This window comes from uncultured Polaribacter sp. (genome assembly GCF_947500975.1).
Taxonomy (GTDB): Bacteria; Bacteroidota; Bacteroidia; order Flavobacteriales; family Flavobacteriaceae; genus Polaribacter.
The window spans coordinates 160,637-183,095 of record NZ_CANMUE010000006.1 but is presented as its reverse complement, the minus strand read 5'-3'; the positions used below and the strand labels follow the sequence as shown (position 1 = coordinate 183,095).

The window sequence follows — 22,459 nt, the reverse complement described above, 5'->3', positions numbered from 1 at the left end:
TTTTATTTTTAAGCTATTTCTTATATTTGTGTATATGCTAAAACAAAGTTTACAATATAAATTACTTCAAAAATTATCTCCACAACAAATTCAGTTGATGAAGTTAATTCAATTACCAACACAAGCTTTTGAGGAAAGGTTAAAACAAGAAATTGAAGAAAACCCTGCTTTAGATACTGGTAAAGACGAATCTAATTCTATTGATGATGACTTGTCAAATGAATATGATGATGATTCTGGAAATGAAAAAATTGAAGCTGAAGATATTAATATTGATGAGTATTTAAGTGATGATGAAGTGCCTAGTTATAAAACACAGGCAAATAACTATTCTTCAGATGATGAAGAAAAAACGATGCCTTATGCAGCTGGAACAACATTTCATCAATCTTTAAAAAATCAATTAAATACTTTTAGCTTAAACGAAGAAGAACGTGCTATAGCTGAATTTTTAGTAGGTAGTATAGATGATAGTGGTTATATAAGAAGAGATATAATTGATTTGGTTGATGATTTAGCTTTTACTGCAAATGTTTTTACAACAGAAGAAAAAGTAGTTTCTATACTTAAGAAATCGGTTCATACATTAGACCCTATTGGTGTTGGAGCAAGAGATTTAAAAGAATGTTTAATTATTCAATTAAAAGCAAAAGAAGTTAACAAAATTAGAAGCTTGGCCATAGATATTTTGGAAACAGCTTTTGATCATTTTGTAAAAAAACATTACAAAAAACTTCAAGAAAAATTTACAATTTCTGAAGAAGAATTAAAAGAAGTAAATACAGAAATTTCAAAATTAAATCCTAAACCTGGTAGTTCTTACGCGGGCAATAATAAAATTGCTGAGCAAATTGTGCCAGATTTTTCAATAAAAATTACTGATGGAGAGTTAGATTTAACTTTAAATTCTAGAAATGCACCTGAGTTACATGTTTCTAGAGAGTATAATAATATGCTTAAAGGCTATCAAGAGTCTACTACAAAAAGTAAGTCACAAAAAGATGCAGTGTTTTTCATCAAACAAAAACTTGATGCTGCTAAATGGTTTATAGACGCAATAAAACAACGTCAACAAACACTTTTAGTAACTATGAATACTATTATGCATTATCAATATGATTATTTTTTAACTGGTGATGAGCGACGATTAAAACCAATGATCTTAAAAGATATTGCAGATAAAATAAACATGGATGTATCAACGGTTTCTAGGGTAGCAAATAGTAAATATGTATCTACACCCTATGGAACTAAGTTAATTAAGGAGTTCTTCTCAGAATCTATGAAAAACGACCAAGGTGAAGATGTATCAACTAAAGAAATAAAAAAGATTTTAGAAACAGTTGTTGCTGATGAAGACAAAAAGAAACCTTTAACTGACGAGAAACTAGCTGCCATTCTAAAAGAAAAAGGTTATCCAATTGCAAGAAGAACAGTAGCTAAATATCGTGAACAACTAGATTTACCTGTAGCACGTTTACGAAAAGAAATTTAGTGAAAGCACACAAATTCATATCAACGATTTTACATCCAATTTTAATACCAACCATTGGAGTAATGCTGTATTTTTTATTGATAACCAATACCTTTATAAGTAAAATTAAATTTACAATATTAGGTTTAGTATTTATAACAACTTATTTGATTCCAATATTAGTTTTAGTTTTATTAAAAAAATTAAAACTCATTGAAAGTTATCAAATAAAAACAATAAAAGAGAGAAAAATACCGATTGGATTAATGATTATACTCTTTTATATTTTAGCAAATACGTTAAATAGAATACCAAACTTAAGAGAAATAGCTTTACTATTTTACGCAACAAGTTTAGGCCTATTTATTATCTATTTTTTGTTTTATTTTAAAATAAAATCAAGCATACATTTACTCTCAATGGGAATCATTTTGGGTTTTTTTATGGTATTAAGCTCAATTTACTCGCAATCATTTTTAATCATCATAATAACTGCCCTTCTTTTTGCTGGCATTTTAGGAAGATCTAGATTATACTTAGAAGCACATAATAATAAGGAAATTTATATTGCCTTTTTTACTGGAGTAATTTCTCCATTATTTATATATTACATTTTATAAAATATAAAAAATAAGACCAAATTTAAGAATACTTGTATTTATATTTTCACCATTTAAAGTAGCATCCTTAAAAATAGGAGTTAAACCATAAAAAACATTAATATTAAACTCATCATAACCTGCGGATAAGGTTAAACCATATTGAAATTTATTATAACTATTTACATTTTTTGAAGAAAAATCAACAGAGCTTTCTGTAAATTCAAATTGATTGTAGAAATTATAAAAGAATTTTAAACCTGTATAAATTCTCCAAAAATCATATTTTTTTGCATTGGAAGTTCTCCACCTTAGCTCTATCGGAAACTCTAAATTATGAGATTTATATACATTTGAGCTTAGGTCTAAAGATGTACTAAATGAAGTGATATTATTAATTTCTTCTACTTTTAATTCATGATTAAAAAAATCATAACCATAACCTACACCTAAAGCAATAGCAAAATCTCCTTTTTTATTTAAAATAAAGTCTTTCATAAAACCTGTTGACACACCAAAAGAAAAAACACTTTTTGAAATAGTTGATGGCTGTTTAAAAAATTGAGCATAAGAAATACTTATATAAAGTTGATCTTCGGCATACCTATCTCCTATCTCTAAAGATTCTTTTTGGGCATTTAATGTCAGTAGAGAAAATAAAAGGAAAAATAAAGTCAAAATATATTTCATATTCATAGCTTACTATTTGAGTAAAGGTCAAAAATAATTAATTACAAATAAAAAAAGGATAACTCTTACGAATTATCCTTTTTATCTTTTTAAGACAATAAAACTAGTTACCAGCTCCTGGAGAAGCAGAATAACTTATTTTAAGAGCATTTACATCTCTTAATTTTAATCTAATATCTGTAATTGTACCAACATTAGATTGCTTATCAGCTTTAATTGAAGTTGTCATGAAAGGAACTTCAGCTTCAGATACTTTTTCTCTAGCGCCAATTATAAAAGCTGGAACTTGATCAGCAGTCGAAATTTTATCATTCAACTGAATTTTATTATATCCTTCACCATCTCTACCTGTATCTTTAGATTTACCTACATAAATAGTACAAACTAAACTTTTATGCTCTAACTTCTTAATTTCAGTAGCAGTTGGTAAAACAGGATTATCAATTTTTAATGTTGTTTCTCTCATAGTTGTAGTAACCATAAAGAAAAATAGTAACATAAAAACGATATCTGGCAAAGCAGCTGTATTAACCGCAGGCATTCCTTTTTTCTTCTTTCTAAATTTAGACATAATTGTTAAATTTTAAAATTAATTATGAAGTTGGTTCAGCATCAGAAATAATTTGAGGATATGCTTTTTTAATATCTTCAACTTTTTTCTTTAAATCTTCATTGTTTCTATCATCCTTATAACTTTCTTCTAATTCATCAAAAGATATGCCATAACGTTCATTACTCAACCTATTTCTTAAGAATGAATAAGCTCTAAGCAATTCATTTTGAACTTGAATATATGTACCATACTCAGTACCTCTATCACTTTGAACAGAAATAATTGCTTTATTTGGATGATCGGAAGAAGATTCACTTCTCTCACCTTTACAATAATCACAAGGTGTACCCGGTGTACCATCAGTACCTGGAGTTCCAATTCCACCACCATTATCTATAAATTTAATGGCAGCTTCTTTTAAATCTTTTACATCCATTGGTTGCTCTTCAACCAAAAGATCATTGTTTCTATTAATTAGAACAACAAAAATATTTTTCTCCTTAATAATAGGAGGCACATAATCTGCTGGTGGTTTTTCTGATAACTTCTTAGAAACACCAGAATCTACATTCATGGTTGTGGTTACTAAGAAGAAAATCAATAATAGAAACGCAATGTCCGCCATTGAACCTGCATTAATTTCTGGATTTTCTCTTCTAGCCATAGTTTATGATTTAATTAATCCTTTTATTAAATCCCAGATAAAGAATCCACCTGCTATAATTCCTAGTATAACACTATACCAAATACCAGTACCAACCCAATGATTTATAGCTGAACCTTCTTCTCCTCCTGGCTCAATAGAACCAGCAGCATTATAGACTACATTACTATCTGCCATAAAATAAGCAACAGCTAATAGCACAGCTAATACACCTAAACCTAAAAGAGTTTTCTTAAGGTTTTCTGGGTTTCTTAACAGACTCCACATAGAGAGTCCTATAGTAATTACAACCGCAGCATAAAACAAATACTGAGAATAATAGATTAGTGGGCTTACCACACTATTTCCTAATTCTACATCTGTTTCAATAGCTTCAGCATCTTCCATAAAAATTCTTATGAAAAGAATACCACCTATAATAGCGATAGCTGCAATTATAATATTTAAAAATTTATTACTTTTCATATTAGATTTTATTTTTTATACTTAACTAATAAATCTACCAATGAGATAGACGCGTCTTCCATATTATTTACAATACTATCGATTTTTGCAACGATATAATTATAAAAAATTTGAAGAATAATAGCTACAATTAAACCAAATACAGTTGTTAATAAGGCTACTTTAATACCACCTGCTACTACTGCTGGAGAAATATCATTTGCAACTGCGATATCGTTAAATGCTCCAATCATACCAATTACAGTACCCATGAAACCAAGCATCGGTGCAAGTGCAATAAATAAAGAAATCCAAGAAACATTTTTCTCTAATTGCCCCATTTGTACACCACCATAAGATACTACAGCTTTTTCAGCTTCTTCAACACCTTCATCTACTCTATCTAAACCTTGATAAAAGATTGAAGCAACTGGTCCTTTTGTATTTCTACAAACTTCTTTTGCAGCTTCTACTCCACCAGAACTTAAAGCATCATCTACACTAGCCAATAATTTTTTAGTGTTGGTTGTTGCCATGTTTAAATAAATAATTCTTTCAATAGCAATTGCCAAACCTAATATTAAGGCTACTAATACAATTCCCATAAATCCTGGACCACCATCAATAAAGTTTTGCTTTAAAATTTGGTGAAACGTTGGCGCTTCTGTTGCTGCTTCTTGTGCGAAAGTCGATTGTATAGCTCCAAAAAACATAAATCCTGTTACAGATAAGACATTTACTACTTTTTTCATCTTTGTTATAATTAATTTTAATAGTTAACGGGTTAAAGATATAATTTTTCAACTTAAATAAACAAAAAACTTAGTTACTTTTATTTTTTATTTAAGAACTAACCTTTTTTATTTAAGAGAGTGCCAAGAAACAAAAAATGTAGAGCATAAAAAAATATTTTTTATGCTATTTGTACTTTTTTGTTAAGTTTCTTAATGATTTCTTTATTTTTTATAAAAACCATTATAGTAATCATTCTAAATTATCAGAAATTTCTCCTCTTAAAGATTTTTCAAAATAAAAAGTTAATTTTTCTAAATCAAAGTCTTGCGTTAACAAATACATCAACTTTGCAATTGCAGATTCTGTTGTAATATCTTTTCCACTAATAACTCCAATTTCTTTTAAAGTAACACTAGTTTCATAATGACCTTGAATTACACTACCTCCTGCACATTGTGTTACATTAACTATTCTAATACCTCGCTTAATAGCATTTTTAAGTTGATTTAAAAACCAAGTTTCACTAGGAGCATTTCCAGCTCCATAGGTTTCTAAAATTACTCCTTTTAAATTATTGGTTTCTAAAATACTTTTTACAACGTTTTCAGTAATTCCAGGAAACAATTTTAGAATAGCAATATCATTAACTAGATTTTCTCTTACAATTAGCTTCTGATTTGTTTCTTTTGGTTGATGAATTACGTACTCATTGAAATTTAAATGCACTCCACTTTCAGCCAAAGGCGGATAATTCATGGATGCAAATGCTTCAAATTGTTCTGCATTTATTTTTGATGTTCTGTTTGCACGATATAATTTATACTCAAAATACAAACATACCTCTGCAATTATTGGTTTATTATTTTTTATAGAACAAGCTATTTCTATTGATGTAATTAAATTTTCCTTAGCATCGGTTCTTAAATCTCCAATTGGTAATTGAGACCCAGTAAAAATAACGGGTTTTTGTAAATTTTCTAACATAAAACTTACAGCAGAAGAAGTATAAGACATGGTATCCGAACCTGTAAGAATTACAAATCCATCAAATTTTGTGTAGTTGTTTTCTATAACTTTAACAATAGCTTTATAATAAGCTATATTCATGTTTGATGAATCAATAGGCTCATCAAAAGAAAAACTTTCTATACTACAATTTAATTGTTTTAATTCTGGTATTTTTTCAATAATCCGACTAAAATCAAAAGCTTTTAAAGCATTTGTATCATAATCTTTAATCATACCAATGGTACCCCCAGTGTAGATCAGTAAAATAGTAGGTTTTTTTGTCATTTTGACATTTTTTTTATCTAAATTAAAAATTGGAATAATTTATGTTGTAAATTTATCGAACAAAATTGATATATAGTTTTAAAATTTTATAAATTATGATGATTGGAACAGAGTACTACATTATTATTGGTGTAATCTCACTTTTTAGTTGGTTAATCAGTAATACTTTAAAAAGAAAATTTGCGCAACACTCTAAAATACAGCTAAGAAACGGAATGAGTGGCGCTGAAATTGCTGAAAAAATGCTAGCAGATCATGGTATCACAAACGTTAGTGTTATTTCTACACCAGGAAGACTTACAGATCATTACAATCCAAAAGACAAAACTGTAAATTTAAGTGAAGCTGTTTACAATCAAAGAAACGCGGCATCTGCTGCAGTTGCTGCTCATGAAGTAGGGCATGCTGTACAACATGCGCAAGCTTATAAATGGTTAGAAATGCGTTCTAATTTAGTACCAATGGTTACTGTTTCTTCTAAGTTTTCTCAGTATTTAATTATGGGTGGTTTAGTTTTAGGAGCTGCGTCAAGCCTAGGTTATTGGGTTTTAGCTGGTGGAGTAGTTTTAATGGGAGCCGCCACTTTATTTAGTTTTATTACATTACCTGTAGAATATGATGCGAGTAATAGAGCATTGGCTTGGTTGAAAAACAAAAATATTGTTACTAATGAAGAATTTAAAGGCTCTAAAGACGCACTTAAATGGGCTGCTAGAACATATTTAGTGGCAGCATTAGGTTCTTTAGCAATGTTATTATATTGGGCAATGAAACTTATGAGCAGTAGAGACTAACGAATTCTTATTAATATTAAAAAATATTTAAAATACTCTTGATAAACTTCAAGAGTATTTTTTTTTGATACAACTTTTATTAGGTTTTAAGCGTCTTGTTTTTAAAGAAAACTAATATCTGTTTATCGGAAATTTAACCCGTTTCATCAAATTTTGTTTTTTCTATTATAACAAAACAAAGACTTTTGAACGGTAAAACAAAATCAACAAAAAAAATGAAATTTTTAATCTCAAGTACATTTATTTTATTCTTCGGAATTTTAACAACCTTTTCCCAACACAGTATATCTGGTAAAATTATCGATAATCAAAATCAACCTTTACCTTTTACTAATATTATTCTTTATAAAATTGGAAATGAAGCAAATCCAAAAGGAACAATTTCTAATGATGATGGAGAGTATAAGATTGAAAACATCAGCTCAGGAAAATATAAAATTGAATTTTCTATGCTAGGCTTTGAAACTCAAAAAATTAAGGAGTTTGAATTAAATTCTAACAAAAAGTTTAACATCACTTTAAAAGAAGAAAGTCAGCTTTTAAATGAAATAGTTGTAAAAAGTAAACGCCCAGTTATTAAACAAACCGCAGAAAAATTGGTTGTAAACTTAGAAAAATCTGAAATGATTAACACTAGTTTACAAGATGTAATGCGTAAAGTTCCTGGTGTTTTAGTAACTAATAATGGAATTTCTATTGCAGGAAACACAGGTGTTAGAATTTTAATCAACGGAAAAACTACAGAATATATGGATGTAGAAACTTTACTAAGTGATTTTCCTGCAGACAATATAGCTAAAATTGAGGTAGTTGAACAACCTGGCGCAGAATATGACGCTTCTGGCTCAGGAGCAATTATTAACATCATTTTAAAGAAAAATGTAAAACTTGGAACACACGGAAGTGTAAACTCTTGGATTGGTGAAGATGAAGGTTTGGAATGGGGTACTGGTTTTTCTATTGCTAGTTATAAAAACAAATTAAATTGGCAAACGAGCTTAAATTATTCGCAACCAACTTGGAGAGACGATTTATTTTTAGTAAGAACAGTTGGAGATGAAACTTACGACCAAGTTACACGTGAGCCTTACGATCCTGATAATTTTAGAATTAGTGGAAATTTAGATTATTATTTAAATGACCATCACTCTATAGGAATTGGAGGTCTTATTAGCACAAGAAAATCCGATAGAATTGCTAGTAGCAAAACCATTATTTCTGACACAAACAATACCAATATTTTATTATCAGAAAATAGTTTTGATAGAGAAAGAAGTAATTTTAACATAAACCCATATTACGAATATAAGACAGATACTGATAAATTAGTAATTGATTTTAATTACGTAGACTTTGTAAATGATAACACAAATATATTATCTGATGTTGCAGGAAGCACTGTTGATTTTACGAATAAAAAATACATTCAAGAAGGAAATTATACTATAAAAACATATAGAGCTGATTATTCTAAAACCTTTTCTGATAATTTTAAATTAAGCGTTGGAACTCGTTTTGCTGATGTTAAAACGGATAATGATTTGCAATCTTTTGATGAAAACAATAATAGTTTTGATAAAATTGATGATGAGAGTAGCCGATTTGTTATTGACGAAAATATTTTTGCTCTGTACACTAAAATAAATGCTAGTTATGGAAAATGGTCTTTTTCTGGAGGTTTACGTTATGAAGACAGTTATACAAATGGAACATCAACATTTTTAAAAGACGGTGTTCTTACTACAGAAATTCAAAAAAGACCTATTCAAAAAATATTTCCAAGTGCATCAATTAGCAGAGAAATAACAGAAACTTTAGGAGCAAGTTTATCTTACAGTTATAGAATTCAAAGACCATCTTATAATAGCTTAAATAGTTTTGTTACTTTTTTAGATCCTTATTCTGGTAGCGAAGGAAACCCTGATTTAACTCCGTCTTATACAAACAAGTATCAATTTAACTTAACTTATGAAGGGCAACCATTTTTTACAATAGGTTACAGTAAAACTGATGATGCAATTGCGCAATTAATCAGTCAAAGTAACTCATCTGCACAAATAAGACAGCAAGAAACTAATATTGACAACAGTTATAATTGGAACTTTAGATTATTTGCACCTGTAAACTTTACGAAAGGATTAGAAGGTTACACAGGAGTTATTGTTACCAGCAACAACTTTCATGCAACTATTTTAGACAAAGACATTCCTGGAGAATTCTACAAAATTAACTTAAATAAATGGAACTTAATTTGGTTTATACAGGCAAGCTACCAATTACCTTGGGATGTTAATTTAGAAGTTAGTGGTAATTATGGAACAGGAGCGTTAGAAGGTCAAATAGAGGTTGACTGGTTAGCTGAATTAGATTTTTCTTTTGGTAAAAAGTTTTTAGATGATAAATTAAAAGTAAATTTAGGTTTTAATAAAATGCTAAATAGAGGTTTTGTTGGTAATATAGATTACGGGAACGGAACTGCAGAAGTTGAGAGTAATGGTTCTAGACAAAATATTCAACTACGTATGGTATATAGTTTCGGCTCTAAATTTGGCAAGAAGAAAGCCAGTAGAAATACAAATAGAGATGAAGAAAACAGAATTAATGACAATAATTAATAATGATAATGAAAAACAAATCAATCTTAAATAAAGTAATTTTATTCATACTATTTATTGCCTTAATTTCAACAACAAACAATATCATAAAAAACTATTTAATAAATAACGGAATAGATGATTATAATATTCATTTAGCTTTTAACATAATAAGTAAATCTATTCTTGGTTTGGTATCTTTTATGGTTGCTAAAAGGTTAGATTTAATTCAACTTGGTGGTTTATCTAAAACAAAACCCAAAAAATTATGGCTTGTTATTTTTCCGTTATTGTTTTTAGTTTTATTAAATATAGATTCTTTAGATTCAATTCCAAATTTCAGCATTTTAAACATATCATTATTAGTAATTTATTGTATTGTTATAGGAATTTCTGAAGAGTTAAGTCTTAGAAGTGTTTTGCTTCCTTTAATTTCAAAATATTTTGGAAACAACAGAAAAGCACAAATTAAAGCCGTTTTTATATCAGCATTAATATTTGGTTTTTTACATCTAATTAATTTTGATAAAGGTATTTATGGTGAAATAGCTCAATTATTTTTCGCTACTTTTATTGGTATAATGTTTGGCGCTCTTTTATTAGTAATTAAAAGAGTATATCCATTAATAATTATTCATGCTATTATCGATTTTGTAGCCAAATTAGATTCAATAAATAAACCCGTAAAAGCTATGGTTTATAATCCTATGGATATTAACGATTCGATATTAACGATATTAATAACTTTACCTTGTTTAATTTATGGACTTTATATCATAAAAAAACAAGTGCCTGTAACTAATTAACCTCAATGAAACTTAAATTTAGCAAGTCTGATTACATAATTCTTTCTATTTTTTACGGTGTATCCGTAATTATGGAATTGCATTATGCATATAAACAGAATCATACTTTTTTAGAGTATATAATAGATATTCCTGCCGGCATTTTCATATCGATAATCTTAATTTATTTTTTCATCTTTTGGCTAATACCTGAATATATTATTAATAACAAAAATTACTTTTTATTTGGAATAGTTGGTACCTTATTACTTTTTATTTTTGGCGGTATTAACTACACTATAGGTTTTTGGACGGGTGCAAATGATTGGAACAATTTTCCTACTGGTTTGAATTTTATTTTAAAAGGAATTGATTATGGCTCAGAAACTATAGCTTTTCCTTTAGGAATTTTATTAACTAAAAAATTCTATGAAGGAAGAACGGAACTTTTAAATGTTGAAAAACAACAAAAAGAAAACGAGTTAAAACTATTACGCTCACAAATAGATCCACACTTTTTATTCAACAATTTAAATACTTTAGATAGTTTAATTGATAGCAACCCAAATAAAGCAAAAGAATACATAAATAGGCTATCTTTAATATACAGATATTTAATTCAAACAAAAGATGCCGAAGTTATGGAGCTGTCAAAAGAACTAAATTTTTCCGAAAATTATATTTTTTTAATAAAAACTAGATTTGAAAATGATTATGAGTTTAATATTGAAAAAAACACAGAAATAAATAATAAATTCATTCCAACTGGTGCGCTACAAGCCTTATTAGAAAACGTAGTAAAACATAATAAAGTTCAAAACAATACACCCGTAAAAATTTTAATCACCATAAATGATGGTTGGTTAACTGTTACCAATACCAAATCTAAAACTCATTTAAAAGAAGAATCTTTTGGTACAGGTTTAAAAAACTTAAAAGCACGTTACAAATTACTTTCTGATGAAAAAATTCAGGTGCATAATTTGGAAGAAAAATTTGAAGTTTTTATTCCAATAATTACTTTAAGCGAATAAAATAAATACCATGAACATCTTAATTTTAGAAGACGAAATACCTGCTTATCAAAAACTAATAAAATGTTTACATAATTTTTTTGATATAAAAATTACCCATGATTGGGGAAGAACCATTGTTGATGGAGAACTTTTATTAAAAGAAAATAATTACGACTTTATTTTATCTGACATCCAACTATTAGATGGGCTTTCTTTTAATTTATTTCATAAAATAAAAATTGAAGCTCCTATTATATTTTGTTCTGCCCACGATGAATATTTATTTCAAGCATTTAATACAAATGGAATTGCTTATATTTTAAAACCCTATTCTCAAAACGATTTTGATAAAGCGATTCATAAATACCAAGCTTTATTTAAAAAAGGAGATTACACTACTTTAGACACAAATACAATTGATGCTTTAAAATCTGCCTTACAAGAAGAATCTGCTACTCACAAAAAACGATTTGTTATTAAAAAAACATCTGGCATTCAGCTGTTAAATGCTATTGATATTACATTGATTTCGGCTTCTGGAGATTTTTGTTTAGCAATAGATAAGAATGGAAAACGCCATACAATTTCTAAAAATTTAGGTGTTATTTATCAGCAATTAAACCCAAAGAAATTCTTTAAAATTAATAGAAGTGAAATTATAAATATCGATTTTATAGAAAAAATAGAAAGTCATTTTAAAAATAGATTACTGATTTCAATAAAAAAACATAAAGAAAAAGTGATGACAAGCTCTGCTACAACTGCTGATTTTAGAAAATGGTTGGAAAATTAATTTTGTTTTACATTTAGTAAATTAAACTCAAAACTTACTTTAAAAAAATCTCTATTTACTAACAAACAAGTTTAGCCCAGATTGAAATGGCATCCTTTTTTTGTTTTTCTCAAAAAAAGATATAATGGAAAGCTGGAAATAGCTTCAAATAAAAAACCTTCTTGATTTCTCAAAAAGGCTTGTGTCTTTATTCTTTTATCTTGTTTTTTAACTCTAAAAAACTTTAATCATTCAACTTTAAAACAGCCATAAATGCTTCTTGCGGAATTTCTACATTACCAACCTGGCGCATTCTTTTCTTACCCTTTTTCTGCTTTTCTAACAATTTACGTTTTCTAGAAATATCTCCACCATAACATTTTGCTGTAACATCTTTACGCAAAGCTTTTGTTGTTTCTCTAGCAATAATTTTAGCACCAATTGCTGCTTGTATTGGAATATCAAACTGTTGCCTTGGTATTAATTGCTTTAGTTTTTCTACAATTTTTTTACCAATTGTATATGCATTATCTGCGTGTAATAAAGCAGAAAGTGCATCTACAGGTTGTGCGTTTAATAAAATATCTACTCTTACTAATTTAGATTCTTTCATACCAATTGGATGATAATCAAAAGAAGCATATCCTTTAGAAACTGTTTTTAAACGATCATAAAAATCAAATACAATTTCTGCCAAAGGCATTTCGAAAATTAACTCAACTCTTTGTGTTGTTAAATATGTTTGATTGATTATCTGCCCACGTTTTTCGATACACAAACTCATAACTTGCCCTACAAAATCAGACTTTGTTATAATTGAAGCTTTAATAAAAGGCTCCTCTACTCTATCTAATCTTGATGGATCTGGTAAATCTGTTGGATTATTTAAGATGATAATTTCATCAGGGTTTTTCTTTGTATAAGCATAGTAAGAAACGTTTGGTACTGTAGTAATTACAGTCATATTAAACTCACGTTCTAAACGCTCTTGAATAATTTCCATATGTAACATTCCTAAGAACCCACAACGAAAACCAAAACCTAAAGCAGCTGAGCTTTCTGGTTGAAATACTAAAGAAGCGTCGTTTAATTGCAGTTTTTCCATTGAAGAACGTAATTCTTCATAATCTTCTGTATCAACAGGGTATATACCAGCAAAAACCATTGGTTTTACATCTTCAAAACCATCAATAATTTCTGTGGTTGGTTTAGCAAAATCTGTTATTGTATCTCCTACTTTAACCTCTTTTGCTGTTTTAATACCCGTAATTAAGTACCCTACATCACCCGTTTTTACAGACTTTTTTACAACTTGTGTTAGTTTTAAAGTACCAACTTCATCAGCAAAATAATTTTTACCTGTTGCAACAAATTTAATTTCTTGTCCCTTTTTAATTTCACCATTAAAAACTCTAAAATACGTTTCTATTCCTCTGTAAGAATTGTAAACAGAATCAAAAATTAAAGCTTGCAATGGTGCGTCTGGATCTCCTTTTGGAGCTGGAATTCTATCTATAATTGCTGCTAAAATATTATCAACTCCAAAACCAGTTTTACCACTTGCGTGGATTACTTCTTCTGGATCGCAACCTAATAAATCTACAATATCATCTGTTACTTCTTCAGGATTTGCAGAAGGTAAATCTACTTTATTTAAAATAGGAATAATCTCTAAATCGTTCTCTAGAGCTAAATATAAATTAGAAATTGTTTGTGCTTGTATACTTTGTGCAGCATCAACAATTAACAAAGCTCCTTCACAAGCTGCTATTGAACGGGAAACTTCGTAAGAAAAATCTACGTGACCTGGAGTATCAATTAAATTTAAGATAAATGGCTCTCCATTATGAACAAAATCCATTTGAATGGCGTGAGATTTTATGGTAATTCCACGTTCTCGTTCTAAATCCATGCTATCTAACAACTGTGCTTTTTGTTCACGAGCTGTTACTGAGCCTGTATAATCTAACAATCTATCTGCTAATGTACTTTTACCATGATCAATATGAGCAATAATGCAAAAGTTTCTTATGTTCTTCATACTTCGTTTTCTAACTTCTTTCAACTTACAAATATATGCTATTTACAAACCTTGTCAAATAAAAAAAGATGGGTTTATAAACCTTCTTTCTAACTTTAAAATTACTATTTTAAAACTCTTCCAATTAATAGTATTATCTCTATTTTATCATATGCCTTTAACAACTCAATCACTATTTCTTAAAACCCATTTACTTGCGTAGTTCTCTACATTTTTTAATCTTTTATCAAAAAAAAAACTTAAAACTTTTCTAAAGTATTAAATTGATGGGTTAATAAAATAGTTTCCTTAGTCCTACTTATTTATATTTTAATGTTAAATAATATTTTAAAATAATAAATTTTTGCAACTTTTTTTATAGAAAAAACCTATTTAGAAGTTTTACAAACCCATAAATTTATATTCATTGTATATTTGCTCTCATTAATATTGAATAATTTTATAGAATGATTAAAAAAATATTGCTTTATGTAGGGTTGTTTTTATCCTTAAGTTCATGTTGGAAAGATAATAGTCCAGAAGATTTAATTCGTTTAAAAGAAAAGTTTAAAGCACAAGTTTCTACTTTTGAAAACAAAAAAGAAACTGCTAACACAAAAGTAAACAAAGGATTAAAATCTTTAGGAGCTTTAAAACTTGCTTTAGAAGATACTAAAAACGAAGATAGAGAGTTTGCTAAAGTTTATGGAGACTGGGAAAAAGTAAACAAAAAAGTAAATAACCTAAACAAAGAATTTGAAGACTTAAAAGCTAAGGCTAGCAATTTATTTACTGCAATGGAAACCCAAAGTAGTAGTCTTAGTGATGCTGCAACAAAAGCAACACTTTTAGCAGCAATTAGCAAAGCAAGAACAAAATACAATGGTACTTTAGCAAATACTGCAAAAGCAATAGGTAAATTAAGAATTTTACACGGCGATGCAGTTGAAGTTGTTAAAGCCTTAGAGGTTGCTGCGGCACTAAACTCTTTTGACTCTATAAACGGACAAATGAAAAGTATAGAAGATAGAGTAGATGGTATTATGCAACAATTGAATATAGCTGTTACTGAAAGTAAAAAATTGTACGAGAAAAAAATAACCGAATTAGGCAAAAACTAATTTAAAAAGCACACAAGTTTTGATACAAATAGGCAACATAGAATTACCAGATTTTCCATTATTATTAGCTCCAATGGAAGATGTATCTGACCCTCCGTTTAGAGCTTTATGTAAAGAGAATGGTGCAGATGTTGTGTATACAGAGTTTATTTCATCTGAAGGCTTAATTAGAGACGCTGCAAAAAGTGTTATGAAATTAGATATCTATGAAAAAGAAAGACCTGTTGGAATTCAAATTTTTGGAGCTAATTTAGATTCAATGCTAAAAACAATTGAAATTGTTGAAAAATCAAATCCAGATATTATAGATATCAACTTTGGTTGTCCTGTAAAAAAAGTAGTTTCAAAAGGAGCTGGAGCTGGTATTTTAAAAGATATAGATTTAATGGTTTCTTTAACTGAAGCTATGGTTAAACATACTAAACTTCCAGTAACAGTTAAAACACGTTTAGGTTGGGATCATGATTCAATAAGAATTGTAGAAGTAGCAGAGCGCTTGCAAGATGTTGGTTGTGCGGCAATTTCTATTCATGGTAGAACTAGAGCACAAATGTATAAGGGTGATGCGGATTGGAAACCTATTGCAGATGTAAAAAATAACCAAAGAATGCATATTCCTGTTTTTGGAAATGGAGATGTTACATCACCAGAAAGAGCTATGGAAATGCGAGATAAATATGGTTTAGATGGCGCTATGATTGGTAGAGCTACTATTGGATATCCTTGGTTTTTTAATGAAGTTAAACATTATTTTAATACTGGAGAACATTTAGCAAAACCTACAATAGCTGAAAGAACTCAAGTAGCTAGAAGACACTTACAAATGGCAATAGATTGGAAAGGACCTGTATTAGGTGTTTTTGAAACTAGAAGACATTATACTAATTATTTTAAAGGAATACCACATTTTAAAGAATATAGAATGAAAATGGTAACTTCTGATGATCCAAAAGATGTATTTGCTACTTTTAATGAAGTTGAAGCTAAGTTTGGAAATACTATTATTCCGCAGATTTAAATTTTATCTTTCTATAAACTCTTTATTAATTAAATTTCAAGAAATCTTCCAATTTTTTTAATCAAATATTTTTAATACTATTTTGTTTAGTATAATAAAGGTCAAGACTACTAAAAAGATATATTTAAGGTATTCTTTTTTAAATTCTTTTCTTTTTTTAAATATTAATAGTGATATACCAGAACTAATTATTAATAAAGGAATATAGATTAATAATAAAGATTTATGATTGTAATGAATAAAACATAATTGCTTTACATTGAAATTAAAAATTGAATACGTTATTAATAAATCTATTTCAATTAAAATTGGAAAAAAAATTGATGTTATTACAATTAATTTGATGTAAATATTACTTGATTTAAATTTTAAATATGATAAATATATTATTAAATAAGTGAAAAAATCTACAATTATTAAAGCTATAAATCTATTAGAAAAAATAATATCTAAAGTTAAAATAGAAAAAAGGTTCACTACAAATATATGCCTCAAAAAAGTGAGGCATATATAAGTTATTATAACTAATCCTATTTTAAATATTGCTTTAATAATTAATTGGTCTTATCTCTTTAGAAACATTCTCTTTTAGTTCGTCAACATTATGATAAACTTTTCTTAAAGCACTAATTTCATTAACAGAGGGTTCTTTAGATTTAGAAGAATATTCAGTCCCAAACTTTCTAAGACTAAAATTTGATGTTTCAGTATTTTCTAAAACACTATTTTTATTAGAATTAGTACAATTAGAAAATGATATACATATAAATAATACTATTGTAATTAAAATTATATTTTTTTTCATTATTTTAATTTTTAGGTTAATAAATGAAAAAGAATAATGCGCAATTTTTCTAGATATTCTTTTTTAAGCAATTTAATTTAGATAAGTATACTTATCTAAATTAATCAAACTTTAAAAAAAAACAAGATTACCAAATTTAATTTAAATTTCTATAAACTCTTTTGAAATTCTACTGCTTGCAATTTTAGATGCTACAAAACCTAAAACTGTTATAGTTGCCAACACTATAAATAAATTAGAAAATCTAAATTCTACAGGGTAAGCTAAATTTTCAGTAATCATAAATAGGCTAAATTCTTTCTGTAGAAAAACTAAAATTACACCTATTGTTAATCCTATTATCATTCCAAAAAAGGTTAATAAAAAACCTTGGAGTGCAAAAATCTTTTTAATTTCCTTAACGGTAGCACCTAAACTAAAAAGTGTTTTTAAATTATCTTTTTTATCTATAATCATCATTATAATTGCTCCAATAACATTAAACAATGCTATAATTACAATCAATGTAAAAATAAGATAGGAAACAAAATTCTCTGTATTAATCATTTTATAATACACTTCATTCATTTGTGCTTTGGTTTGCACTTTAAAATCATTACCTAATTCGTTTTGAAGTTGATTAGAAATTTTATCAGAATTATTAGTATTATTTACTTTTAACTCTATGCTTGTTACTTGGTTTTTATCAAACTTTAGTAAATTTTTTGCTTGATTGTACGTTATAAAAACATATTTACTTTGAAACTCCTCAGTACCACTATATAAATCTACAACATGTACATCAGTTTTATAAAATGCGTTGTTATAATTCATAAAGCCAGTACCAGGTTTTGGTACTCTAATTATTAAAGGTTCACTAAAATTATTAACTCCTAAAGATAGTTTATAAGACATATATTCACCAATAACAGCTGTATTTACATAGTCTTTACCCAGCCAGTTTCCAAAAGTTAAAGAAGAATCTATTTTAATAATATTGGTATAATTTTCATCTACACCTTTTATAAAAGCAATCTCATTTTTATTATTATATTCCAAGAAAACACGTTCTTCAATAACTTTAGAGTACTCTTTAATTGAAGATTTTTTTTTAAAAATTTGTTGAATATCATCGGAGATAATAAATGATTTTCCTTTAACAGAAGTAATTTTTAAATCTGGATCTGATGCATCTAATAAGCTATTGCTAAAAGTACTTAAACCAGAAAAACCAGAAAGAACAATAAACAACGCAAGTGAACCAACTATAACTCCAAATGAGGCTATAATTGTTATGATATTTATTGCATTATTACTGGTTTTTGTAAATAAATATCTCTTAGCTATGTAAAAAGGAAAACTCAAATGTTTTGTTTCAGAGCTAATTAATCTCCTAAAAATTATATTTTTTTACGTCTTGGTAAAACTTCAGGATTTTTAATAGGGTTTGCATCTTTTCCTTGCAAAGAATTATCAATATTTTCTAAATAATCTAAAGTGTCATCACCAAAGAATAATAATTCTGGCATCCTTCGTAATTGATTACGAGTTCTTTTAGCCATTTCATGTCTTATTAAAGGTGTGTTAGATTGCACTCCTTTTACCAGCTCATCTCTTTTTTCTGATGGAAAAACACTTAAATATACTTTTGCAACTCCTAAATCTGAAGTTACATGAACTTTAGAAACAGAAATTATAACGCCTTTCATGCCATCTTGTGCTGCTTTTTGCAACACATCTACCAAATCTTTTTGCAATACACCTGCAATTTTTCTTTGTCTGTTGGTTTCTTCCATTTGGCAAATTTACGACAATTTTATGGAGTGTAAATTTTATTTTTTATAGCATACATAACCAAGCCCACTCTATTCTTTACATTTAACTTAGTAAATAAAGTATCTCTATAACCATCTATTGTTTTTGGACTTAAACACATTTGATCTGCAATTTCTTTATAGGTTAATTCAGAACATGCTAATTTTAAAAAAGTAAGCTCTCTTTCTTTAAAAGCAATTTCTGCTTTTCGTTTCCCTGTAAAAGATTCAATTAATAAATTGGTAATGTTTTTTGTGTGATAGAAGCCATTTTCTGCAATTTCTGTTAACGCTTTTTCCAAAACTGTTTTTTCAGTATCTTTTAATAAATAACCAATAGCACCAACTTTTAGCATTTTAAGTATAGTATTATCATCATCTTCTACTGATAACGCCATCACATCTACTGAAGGATAATTAGCTACAATCCACTCTGTAGTTTCTATACCATTCATAATTGGCATATTAATATCCATTAAAACAATATCTGGAATAAATTTTGCTGATTCAGAAAATTTTTCTGTTAATTCTTTTCCATTTTTACAAGTATATAAAACTTTAAATTTTGCAAAACTGTTAACCATACCTTCAATTGCTTGAGATAGCAAAGTATGATCATCAACAATAACCACTGTATATTTTATCATAATTTATATTTTATTTCTATAGATGTTCCTTTATTTTTTTCTGAAGATAAAACTGCCGTTGCACCAATTAATTTTGCCCTAGCTTCTATATTTGTTAACCCAATACCTTTTTTAAGGCTTTCATATTCCGAAAATCCAATACCATTATCTTCAGCCAAAATATGCAACATTTGTTCTGAGTAGGTTAAAGTTACATTTAGATTTAAAGCTTTAGAGTGTTTAATTGTGTTAGAAAAGAATTCTTGTAAAATTCTAAATATAATTATACTTGCTTTAGAATCTATCTTTTTTTCTTTCCCATTAACTTGTAAACTAGATTCTATAAAATTTAAACGATTAAAACGATCTATCTCTAATTGAACAGCATCTTTTATTTCCATCGTGTTCATTGCCTCAGGGTTTATTAATTTTGATAAAGCCCTCACTTCGTTTAACCCCTTAGTAATTGTTTCTTTTACTTCACCAACATTCTCTTCAGTGGTATTTTGCAATTGTATTTTTGCTAAGGTTAAAAGTTGACCAATGTTATCATGTAGCTCCCAACTAATATTTCTCAACGTTTCTTCTCTAATTTCTATTTGAGTTTCTGCAATTTCTCTTTCAAAACGCTTTTTCTCTTCTTCTTGTTCTTTTAACAATTCATTTTTCTTTTTTTGAAAAACAGTAAATAAAACAATTAATGCTATTACTACTAATAAAACTAAAATAGTTGAAACCGTTAAAACTAATTGTTCTCCCTCTTGCATATAATTAAACCATAAATAAAACACAGGTGTAATGTTATAATAATATAATGAAAGATAGGGAAATTACCTAAATTGCTAGCTAACTTAAAATAAACTTGTGCAAAAAAAGGAATAGTTGTTAAGTAATAAATTAAAAAACCGACAGATACCCAAAAAGGCAAAAGCTTTTTGTATTTTAAAAGTTCTTTAGAATTTAAAAGTTCTCTAAAATAAATAATGATAAAAACACTAATAACTATTGCTTCTATGAGTACTGTATGCTTTTTTAACTCTAAAAGAAAAAAACTAGTAAAATAAATTATATTAAAAATAATTGCTAAATACTTAATTAAGTTAAGTGCTTCTTTTCTTTTTATTAATTTAAAATAAAGTACTGCTATTAAGTTAAATTCAAAAAAAGTATAAATATTATATATATCCTTAATAATTGTTTTAGGATTTAAAAAAGTGTTATATTTTATTAGAATACTAGGCAAAAAGTATTTTATAATAACCCCAAATAAAACTACATTTATTAAATAAAAACAAAAAAATTTATAAAACGGATAACCTTTATACTTAGTGTAAAGCATTAAAGCAATTAATAAAGAGGAATACTCAAAATATACGTAAATTTCTTTAACCGTCATTAAATTTTTAGTTTTCAAATTGATATGGTGGCCCTAACTCACCTCTATTTAAAGCAGAGCTTGGTTCTTCTTGCATTAAATCAAAATTAAATATTGATGCTCTATTTACATTTTTTGTAGCCTCATCTGCATATTTGTCTAGAACACTTTGCATAGAAACAGGTTTTTTAATTCCAGATTTTAAAGGCTCATAAGCTACATTTTTGTTAACACCAATATTGGTAGTTGGAGCTAAAATAAACGAGACTCTATTTCTATATTCTTTTTTTTCATAATCTGAAGGATAAGCAGCCGTAAAAATTTTAATACCTGTGAGCTCAATTTCTTTCTCATCTGATAATTTTTCTATATATGCAATATATTGTTTTAGTTCTGATAAAGTAAAAAATTGAGAAACTGTTGCTACAGAATCTCTTCCTTTAGTTTTACTGGTAATATATTTATCTAAAACTTTTTTTTGTCCATTATCATATTCTTTAAACATACTTGCTATATCTTGATATGAAATAGCATGAGTTGGCCTTTCATTATTTGGATAACAAGAAATACCTTTATCATTATTAACACTTTCTTTTGGGTCAGATTCAGACTTACATGAGAAAATTAAAATTGATAAAGAAAGTAAAAAATAGAGTTTGGTTAGTTGTAATTTCATATCGATAAAGAATTTAAAAATTTATAATGATTAAAAATACAATATAAAATTAAATACATTAACAAGTCAGGTTATAGAATAGGGGTTTTTCCTGTTCAATTTTAAAGGTTTCCACTCCTCTTATTATTTAAAGTTTTATTGACATTTGTAGAGTAATATTTACTTATGTAAATTTATCTCGAAACGGGAAAATCGCTAAAAAAACATCTTTAATTTTAAAGATGTTTTTTGTTTTATAAAAAATAAAAAACCTCAAAATAGCTATTACACTAATTTGAGGTTAATAAATTCTTTAATTATAATAACTAATCTGCTAAAATAATCACTTTATTTTCATTCAATTCTAAAGTTCCAGAATTTATAGGTAAAGTTAAAATTTTATCATCATTTGCATGCGCTACCAACTTGTCATTTAAATCATTCAATTCTAAATGATTTTGAGAATGAACATGAATATATATGGTTCCTTCTTTTAAAACAGAAACTACTGGTGCGTGATTATTTAACATTTGAAACTCTCCGTCTATTCCAGGAACTGATAAAGAATCAATTTCTGATGAAAACAATATAGCTTCAGGTGTTACAATTTCTAAAAACATAATTTTTAAATTT

The 22,459-nt window shown here is 27.5% G+C and carries 23 protein-coding genes; 9 read left to right on the top strand and 14 right to left on the bottom strand.

The window, feature by feature from the left end; genetic code table 11:
• The first annotated feature begins 34 nt into the window (after positions 1-34).
• Together rpoN and Q0733_RS08630 are read left to right on the top strand one after the other, a co-directional pair.
• Positions 35-1,495, top strand: a complete 1,461-nt coding sequence (rpoN, locus tag Q0733_RS08635; protein WP_298781368.1) for an RNA polymerase factor sigma-54 — start codon at positions 35-37, stop codon at positions 1,493-1,495.
• Entirely contained in the window at positions 1,495-2,094 is a 600-nt protein-coding gene (locus tag Q0733_RS08630) for a hypothetical protein (RefSeq protein WP_298781365.1), read from the top strand. Before rpoN ends, Q0733_RS08630 begins: the two co-directional genes overlap by 1 nt.
• Here the strand turns inward: Q0733_RS08630 and Q0733_RS08625 are convergent.
• The 6 genes from Q0733_RS08625 to Q0733_RS08600 all read right to left on the bottom strand — a co-directional run bounded on the left by Q0733_RS08625 (position 2,089) and on the right by Q0733_RS08600 (position 6,452).
• Complete coding sequence (locus Q0733_RS08625; RefSeq protein WP_298781363.1) at positions 2,089-2,763, bottom strand: porin family protein; 675 nt, start codon at positions 2,761-2,763, stop codon at positions 2,089-2,091. The genes Q0733_RS08630 and Q0733_RS08625 overlap by 6 nt on opposite strands.
• 103 nt (positions 2,764-2,866) lie before the next feature.
• On the bottom strand, positions 2,867-3,334 hold the full coding sequence (locus Q0733_RS08620; protein ID WP_298781360.1) for a biopolymer transporter ExbD: 468 nt from the start codon (positions 3,332-3,334) through the stop codon (positions 2,867-2,869).
• A 22-nt stretch (positions 3,335-3,356) separates the two neighbouring features.
• Positions 3,357-3,980, bottom strand: a complete 624-nt coding sequence (locus tag Q0733_RS08615; protein ID WP_298781358.1) for a biopolymer transporter ExbD — start codon at positions 3,978-3,980, stop codon at positions 3,357-3,359.
• A 3-nt stretch (positions 3,981-3,983) separates the two neighbouring features.
• Positions 3,984-4,445: a hypothetical protein gene (locus tag Q0733_RS08610; protein ID WP_298781355.1), complete on the bottom strand. Its 462-nt coding sequence runs from the start codon at positions 4,443-4,445 to the stop codon at positions 3,984-3,986.
• 8 nt (positions 4,446-4,453) lie between these two features.
• Positions 4,454-5,176 carry a MotA/TolQ/ExbB proton channel family protein gene (locus tag Q0733_RS08605; RefSeq protein WP_298781353.1) on the bottom strand — a complete coding sequence of 241 codons (723 nt, stop codon included), beginning with the start codon at positions 5,174-5,176 and terminating at the stop codon, positions 4,454-4,456.
• A 232-nt stretch (positions 5,177-5,408) separates the two neighbouring features.
• Positions 5,409-6,452, bottom strand: a complete 1,044-nt coding sequence (locus Q0733_RS08600) for an asparaginase (protein ID WP_298781351.1) — start codon at positions 6,450-6,452, stop codon at positions 5,409-5,411.
• A gap of 98 nt (positions 6,453-6,550) precedes the next feature.
• On the opposite strand from Q0733_RS08600, the gene Q0733_RS08595 reads away from it, so the two are divergent.
• From Q0733_RS08595 to Q0733_RS08575, 5 genes are all read left to right on the top strand, one after another.
• Positions 6,551-7,246 carry a zinc metallopeptidase gene (locus tag Q0733_RS08595; protein WP_298781410.1) on the top strand — a complete coding sequence of 232 codons (696 nt, stop codon included), beginning with the start codon at positions 6,551-6,553 and terminating at the stop codon, positions 7,244-7,246.
• A gap of 215 nt (positions 7,247-7,461) precedes the next feature.
• A complete protein-coding gene (locus tag Q0733_RS08590) occupies positions 7,462-9,861 on the top strand; it encodes an outer membrane beta-barrel protein (protein ID WP_298781349.1) in 2,400 nt (799 codons plus the stop codon).
• 8 nt (positions 9,862-9,869) lie between these two features.
• Entirely contained in the window at positions 9,870-10,646 is a 777-nt protein-coding gene (locus Q0733_RS08585; protein WP_298781347.1) for a CPBP family intramembrane glutamic endopeptidase, read from the top strand.
• A gap of 5 nt (positions 10,647-10,651) precedes the next feature.
• The gene (locus Q0733_RS08580; RefSeq protein ID WP_298781344.1) at positions 10,652-11,659 is read left to right on the top strand and encodes a sensor histidine kinase; all 1,008 of its coding nucleotides are present in this window, start codon (positions 10,652-10,654) and stop codon (positions 11,657-11,659) included.
• A 10-nt stretch (positions 11,660-11,669) separates the two neighbouring features.
• Positions 11,670-12,434, top strand: coding sequence for a LytTR family DNA-binding domain-containing protein (locus Q0733_RS08575; RefSeq protein WP_298781341.1), 765 nt, complete (start codon positions 11,670-11,672; stop codon positions 12,432-12,434).
• Positions 12,435-12,657: 223 nt separating this feature from the next.
• Here Q0733_RS08575 and lepA read toward each other — a convergent pair whose 3' ends face one another.
• Positions 12,658-14,454 (bottom strand): translation elongation factor 4, encoded by a 1,797-nt coding sequence (gene lepA, locus Q0733_RS08570; protein WP_298781338.1) that lies wholly within the window; start codon positions 14,452-14,454, stop codon positions 12,658-12,660.
• A gap of 446 nt (positions 14,455-14,900) precedes the next feature.
• Between lepA and Q0733_RS08565 the strand changes: the two genes are divergently transcribed.
• On the top strand, positions 14,901-15,554 hold the full coding sequence (locus Q0733_RS08565) for a hypothetical protein (protein ID WP_298781336.1): 654 nt from the start codon (positions 14,901-14,903) through the stop codon (positions 15,552-15,554).
• 19 nt (positions 15,555-15,573) lie between these two features.
• Positions 15,574-16,572: a tRNA dihydrouridine synthase DusB gene (gene dusB, locus Q0733_RS08560; protein ID WP_298781333.1), complete on the top strand. Its 999-nt coding sequence runs from the start codon at positions 15,574-15,576 to the stop codon at positions 16,570-16,572.
• 547 nt (positions 16,573-17,119) lie between these two features.
• Here dusB and Q0733_RS08555 read toward each other — a convergent pair.
• From Q0733_RS08555 to Q0733_RS08525, 7 genes are all read right to left on the bottom strand, one after another.
• Positions 17,120-17,377, bottom strand: a complete 258-nt coding sequence (locus Q0733_RS08555; RefSeq protein ID WP_298781331.1) for a hypothetical protein — start codon at positions 17,375-17,377, stop codon at positions 17,120-17,122.
• 141 nt (positions 17,378-17,518) lie between these two features.
• On the bottom strand, positions 17,519-18,721 hold the full coding sequence (locus Q0733_RS08550) for an FtsX-like permease family protein (protein WP_298781329.1): 1,203 nt from the start codon (positions 18,719-18,721) through the stop codon (positions 17,519-17,521).
• Positions 18,722-18,756: 35 nt separating this feature from the next.
• Positions 18,757-19,152 (bottom strand): 30S ribosome-binding factor RbfA, encoded by a 396-nt coding sequence (gene rbfA, locus Q0733_RS08545; RefSeq protein ID WP_298781327.1) that lies wholly within the window; start codon positions 19,150-19,152, stop codon positions 18,757-18,759.
• Positions 19,153-19,172: 20 nt separating this feature from the next.
• Positions 19,173-19,817: a response regulator transcription factor gene (locus tag Q0733_RS08540; RefSeq protein WP_298781324.1), complete on the bottom strand. Its 645-nt coding sequence runs from the start codon at positions 19,815-19,817 to the stop codon at positions 19,173-19,175.
• Positions 19,814-20,563, bottom strand: a complete 750-nt coding sequence (locus Q0733_RS08535; RefSeq protein WP_298781320.1) for an ATP-binding protein — start codon at positions 20,561-20,563, stop codon at positions 19,814-19,816. Before Q0733_RS08535 ends, Q0733_RS08540 begins: the two co-directional genes overlap by 4 nt.
• Before the next feature lie 636 nt (positions 20,564-21,199).
• On the bottom strand, positions 21,200-21,847 hold the full coding sequence (locus Q0733_RS08530) for a hypothetical protein (protein ID WP_298781318.1): 648 nt from the start codon (positions 21,845-21,847) through the stop codon (positions 21,200-21,202).
• Positions 21,848-22,152: 305 nt separating this feature from the next.
• Positions 22,153-22,446 carry a F0F1 ATP synthase subunit epsilon gene (locus Q0733_RS08525; RefSeq protein ID WP_298781315.1) on the bottom strand — a complete coding sequence of 98 codons (294 nt, stop codon included), beginning with the start codon at positions 22,444-22,446 and terminating at the stop codon, positions 22,153-22,155.
• Between the last annotated feature and the right edge of the window lie 13 nt (positions 22,447-22,459).

What these genes read in the sequence shown, in the direction of transcription:
- Q0733_RS08530 (WP_298781318.1), bottom strand. Translation starts at nt 21,847, where the DNA reads ATGAAATTACAACTAACCAAACTCTATTTTTTACTTTCTTTATCAATT.
- rpoN (WP_298781368.1), top strand. Translation starts at nt 35, where the DNA reads ATGCTAAAACAAAGTTTACAATATAAATTACTTCAAAAATTATCTCCA.
- Q0733_RS08625 (WP_298781363.1), bottom strand. Translation starts at nt 2,763, where the DNA reads ATGAAATATATTTTGACTTTATTTTTCCTTTTATTTTCTCTACTGACA.
- Q0733_RS08565 (WP_298781336.1), top strand. Translation starts at nt 14,901, where the DNA reads ATGATTAAAAAAATATTGCTTTATGTAGGGTTGTTTTTATCCTTAAGT.
- Q0733_RS08580 (WP_298781344.1), top strand. Translation starts at nt 10,652, where the DNA reads ATGAAACTTAAATTTAGCAAGTCTGATTACATAATTCTTTCTATTTTT.
- Q0733_RS08615 (WP_298781358.1), bottom strand. Translation starts at nt 3,980, where the DNA reads ATGGCTAGAAGAGAAAATCCAGAAATTAATGCAGGTTCAATGGCGGAC.
- Q0733_RS08600 (WP_298781351.1), bottom strand. Translation starts at nt 6,452, where the DNA reads ATGACAAAAAAACCTACTATTTTACTGATCTACACTGGGGGTACCATT.
- Q0733_RS08585 (WP_298781347.1), top strand. Translation starts at nt 9,870, where the DNA reads ATGAAAAACAAATCAATCTTAAATAAAGTAATTTTATTCATACTATTT.
- Q0733_RS08620 (WP_298781360.1), bottom strand. Translation starts at nt 3,334, where the DNA reads ATGTCTAAATTTAGAAAGAAGAAAAAAGGAATGCCTGCGGTTAATACA.
- lepA (WP_298781338.1), bottom strand. Translation starts at nt 14,454, where the DNA reads ATGAAGAACATAAGAAACTTTTGCATTATTGCTCATATTGATCATGGT.
- rbfA (WP_298781327.1), bottom strand. Translation starts at nt 19,152, where the DNA reads ATGGAAGAAACCAACAGACAAAGAAAAATTGCAGGTGTATTGCAAAAA.
- Q0733_RS08590 (WP_298781349.1), top strand. Translation starts at nt 7,462, where the DNA reads ATGAAATTTTTAATCTCAAGTACATTTATTTTATTCTTCGGAATTTTA.
- Q0733_RS08575 (WP_298781341.1), top strand. Translation starts at nt 11,670, where the DNA reads ATGAACATCTTAATTTTAGAAGACGAAATACCTGCTTATCAAAAACTA.
- Q0733_RS08535 (WP_298781320.1), bottom strand. Translation starts at nt 20,563, where the DNA reads ATGCAAGAGGGAGAACAATTAGTTTTAACGGTTTCAACTATTTTAGTT.
- Q0733_RS08610 (WP_298781355.1), bottom strand. Translation starts at nt 4,445, where the DNA reads ATGAAAAGTAATAAATTTTTAAATATTATAATTGCAGCTATCGCTATT.
- Q0733_RS08540 (WP_298781324.1), bottom strand. Translation starts at nt 19,817, where the DNA reads ATGATAAAATATACAGTGGTTATTGTTGATGATCATACTTTGCTATCT.
- Q0733_RS08595 (WP_298781410.1), top strand. Translation starts at nt 6,551, where the DNA reads ATGATTGGAACAGAGTACTACATTATTATTGGTGTAATCTCACTTTTT.
- Q0733_RS08555 (WP_298781331.1), bottom strand. Translation starts at nt 17,377, where the DNA reads ATGAAAAAAAATATAATTTTAATTACAATAGTATTATTTATATGTATA.
- Q0733_RS08605 (WP_298781353.1), bottom strand. Translation starts at nt 5,176, where the DNA reads ATGAAAAAAGTAGTAAATGTCTTATCTGTAACAGGATTTATGTTTTTT.
- Q0733_RS08525 (WP_298781315.1), bottom strand. Translation starts at nt 22,446, where the DNA reads ATGTTTTTAGAAATTGTAACACCTGAAGCTATATTGTTTTCATCAGAA.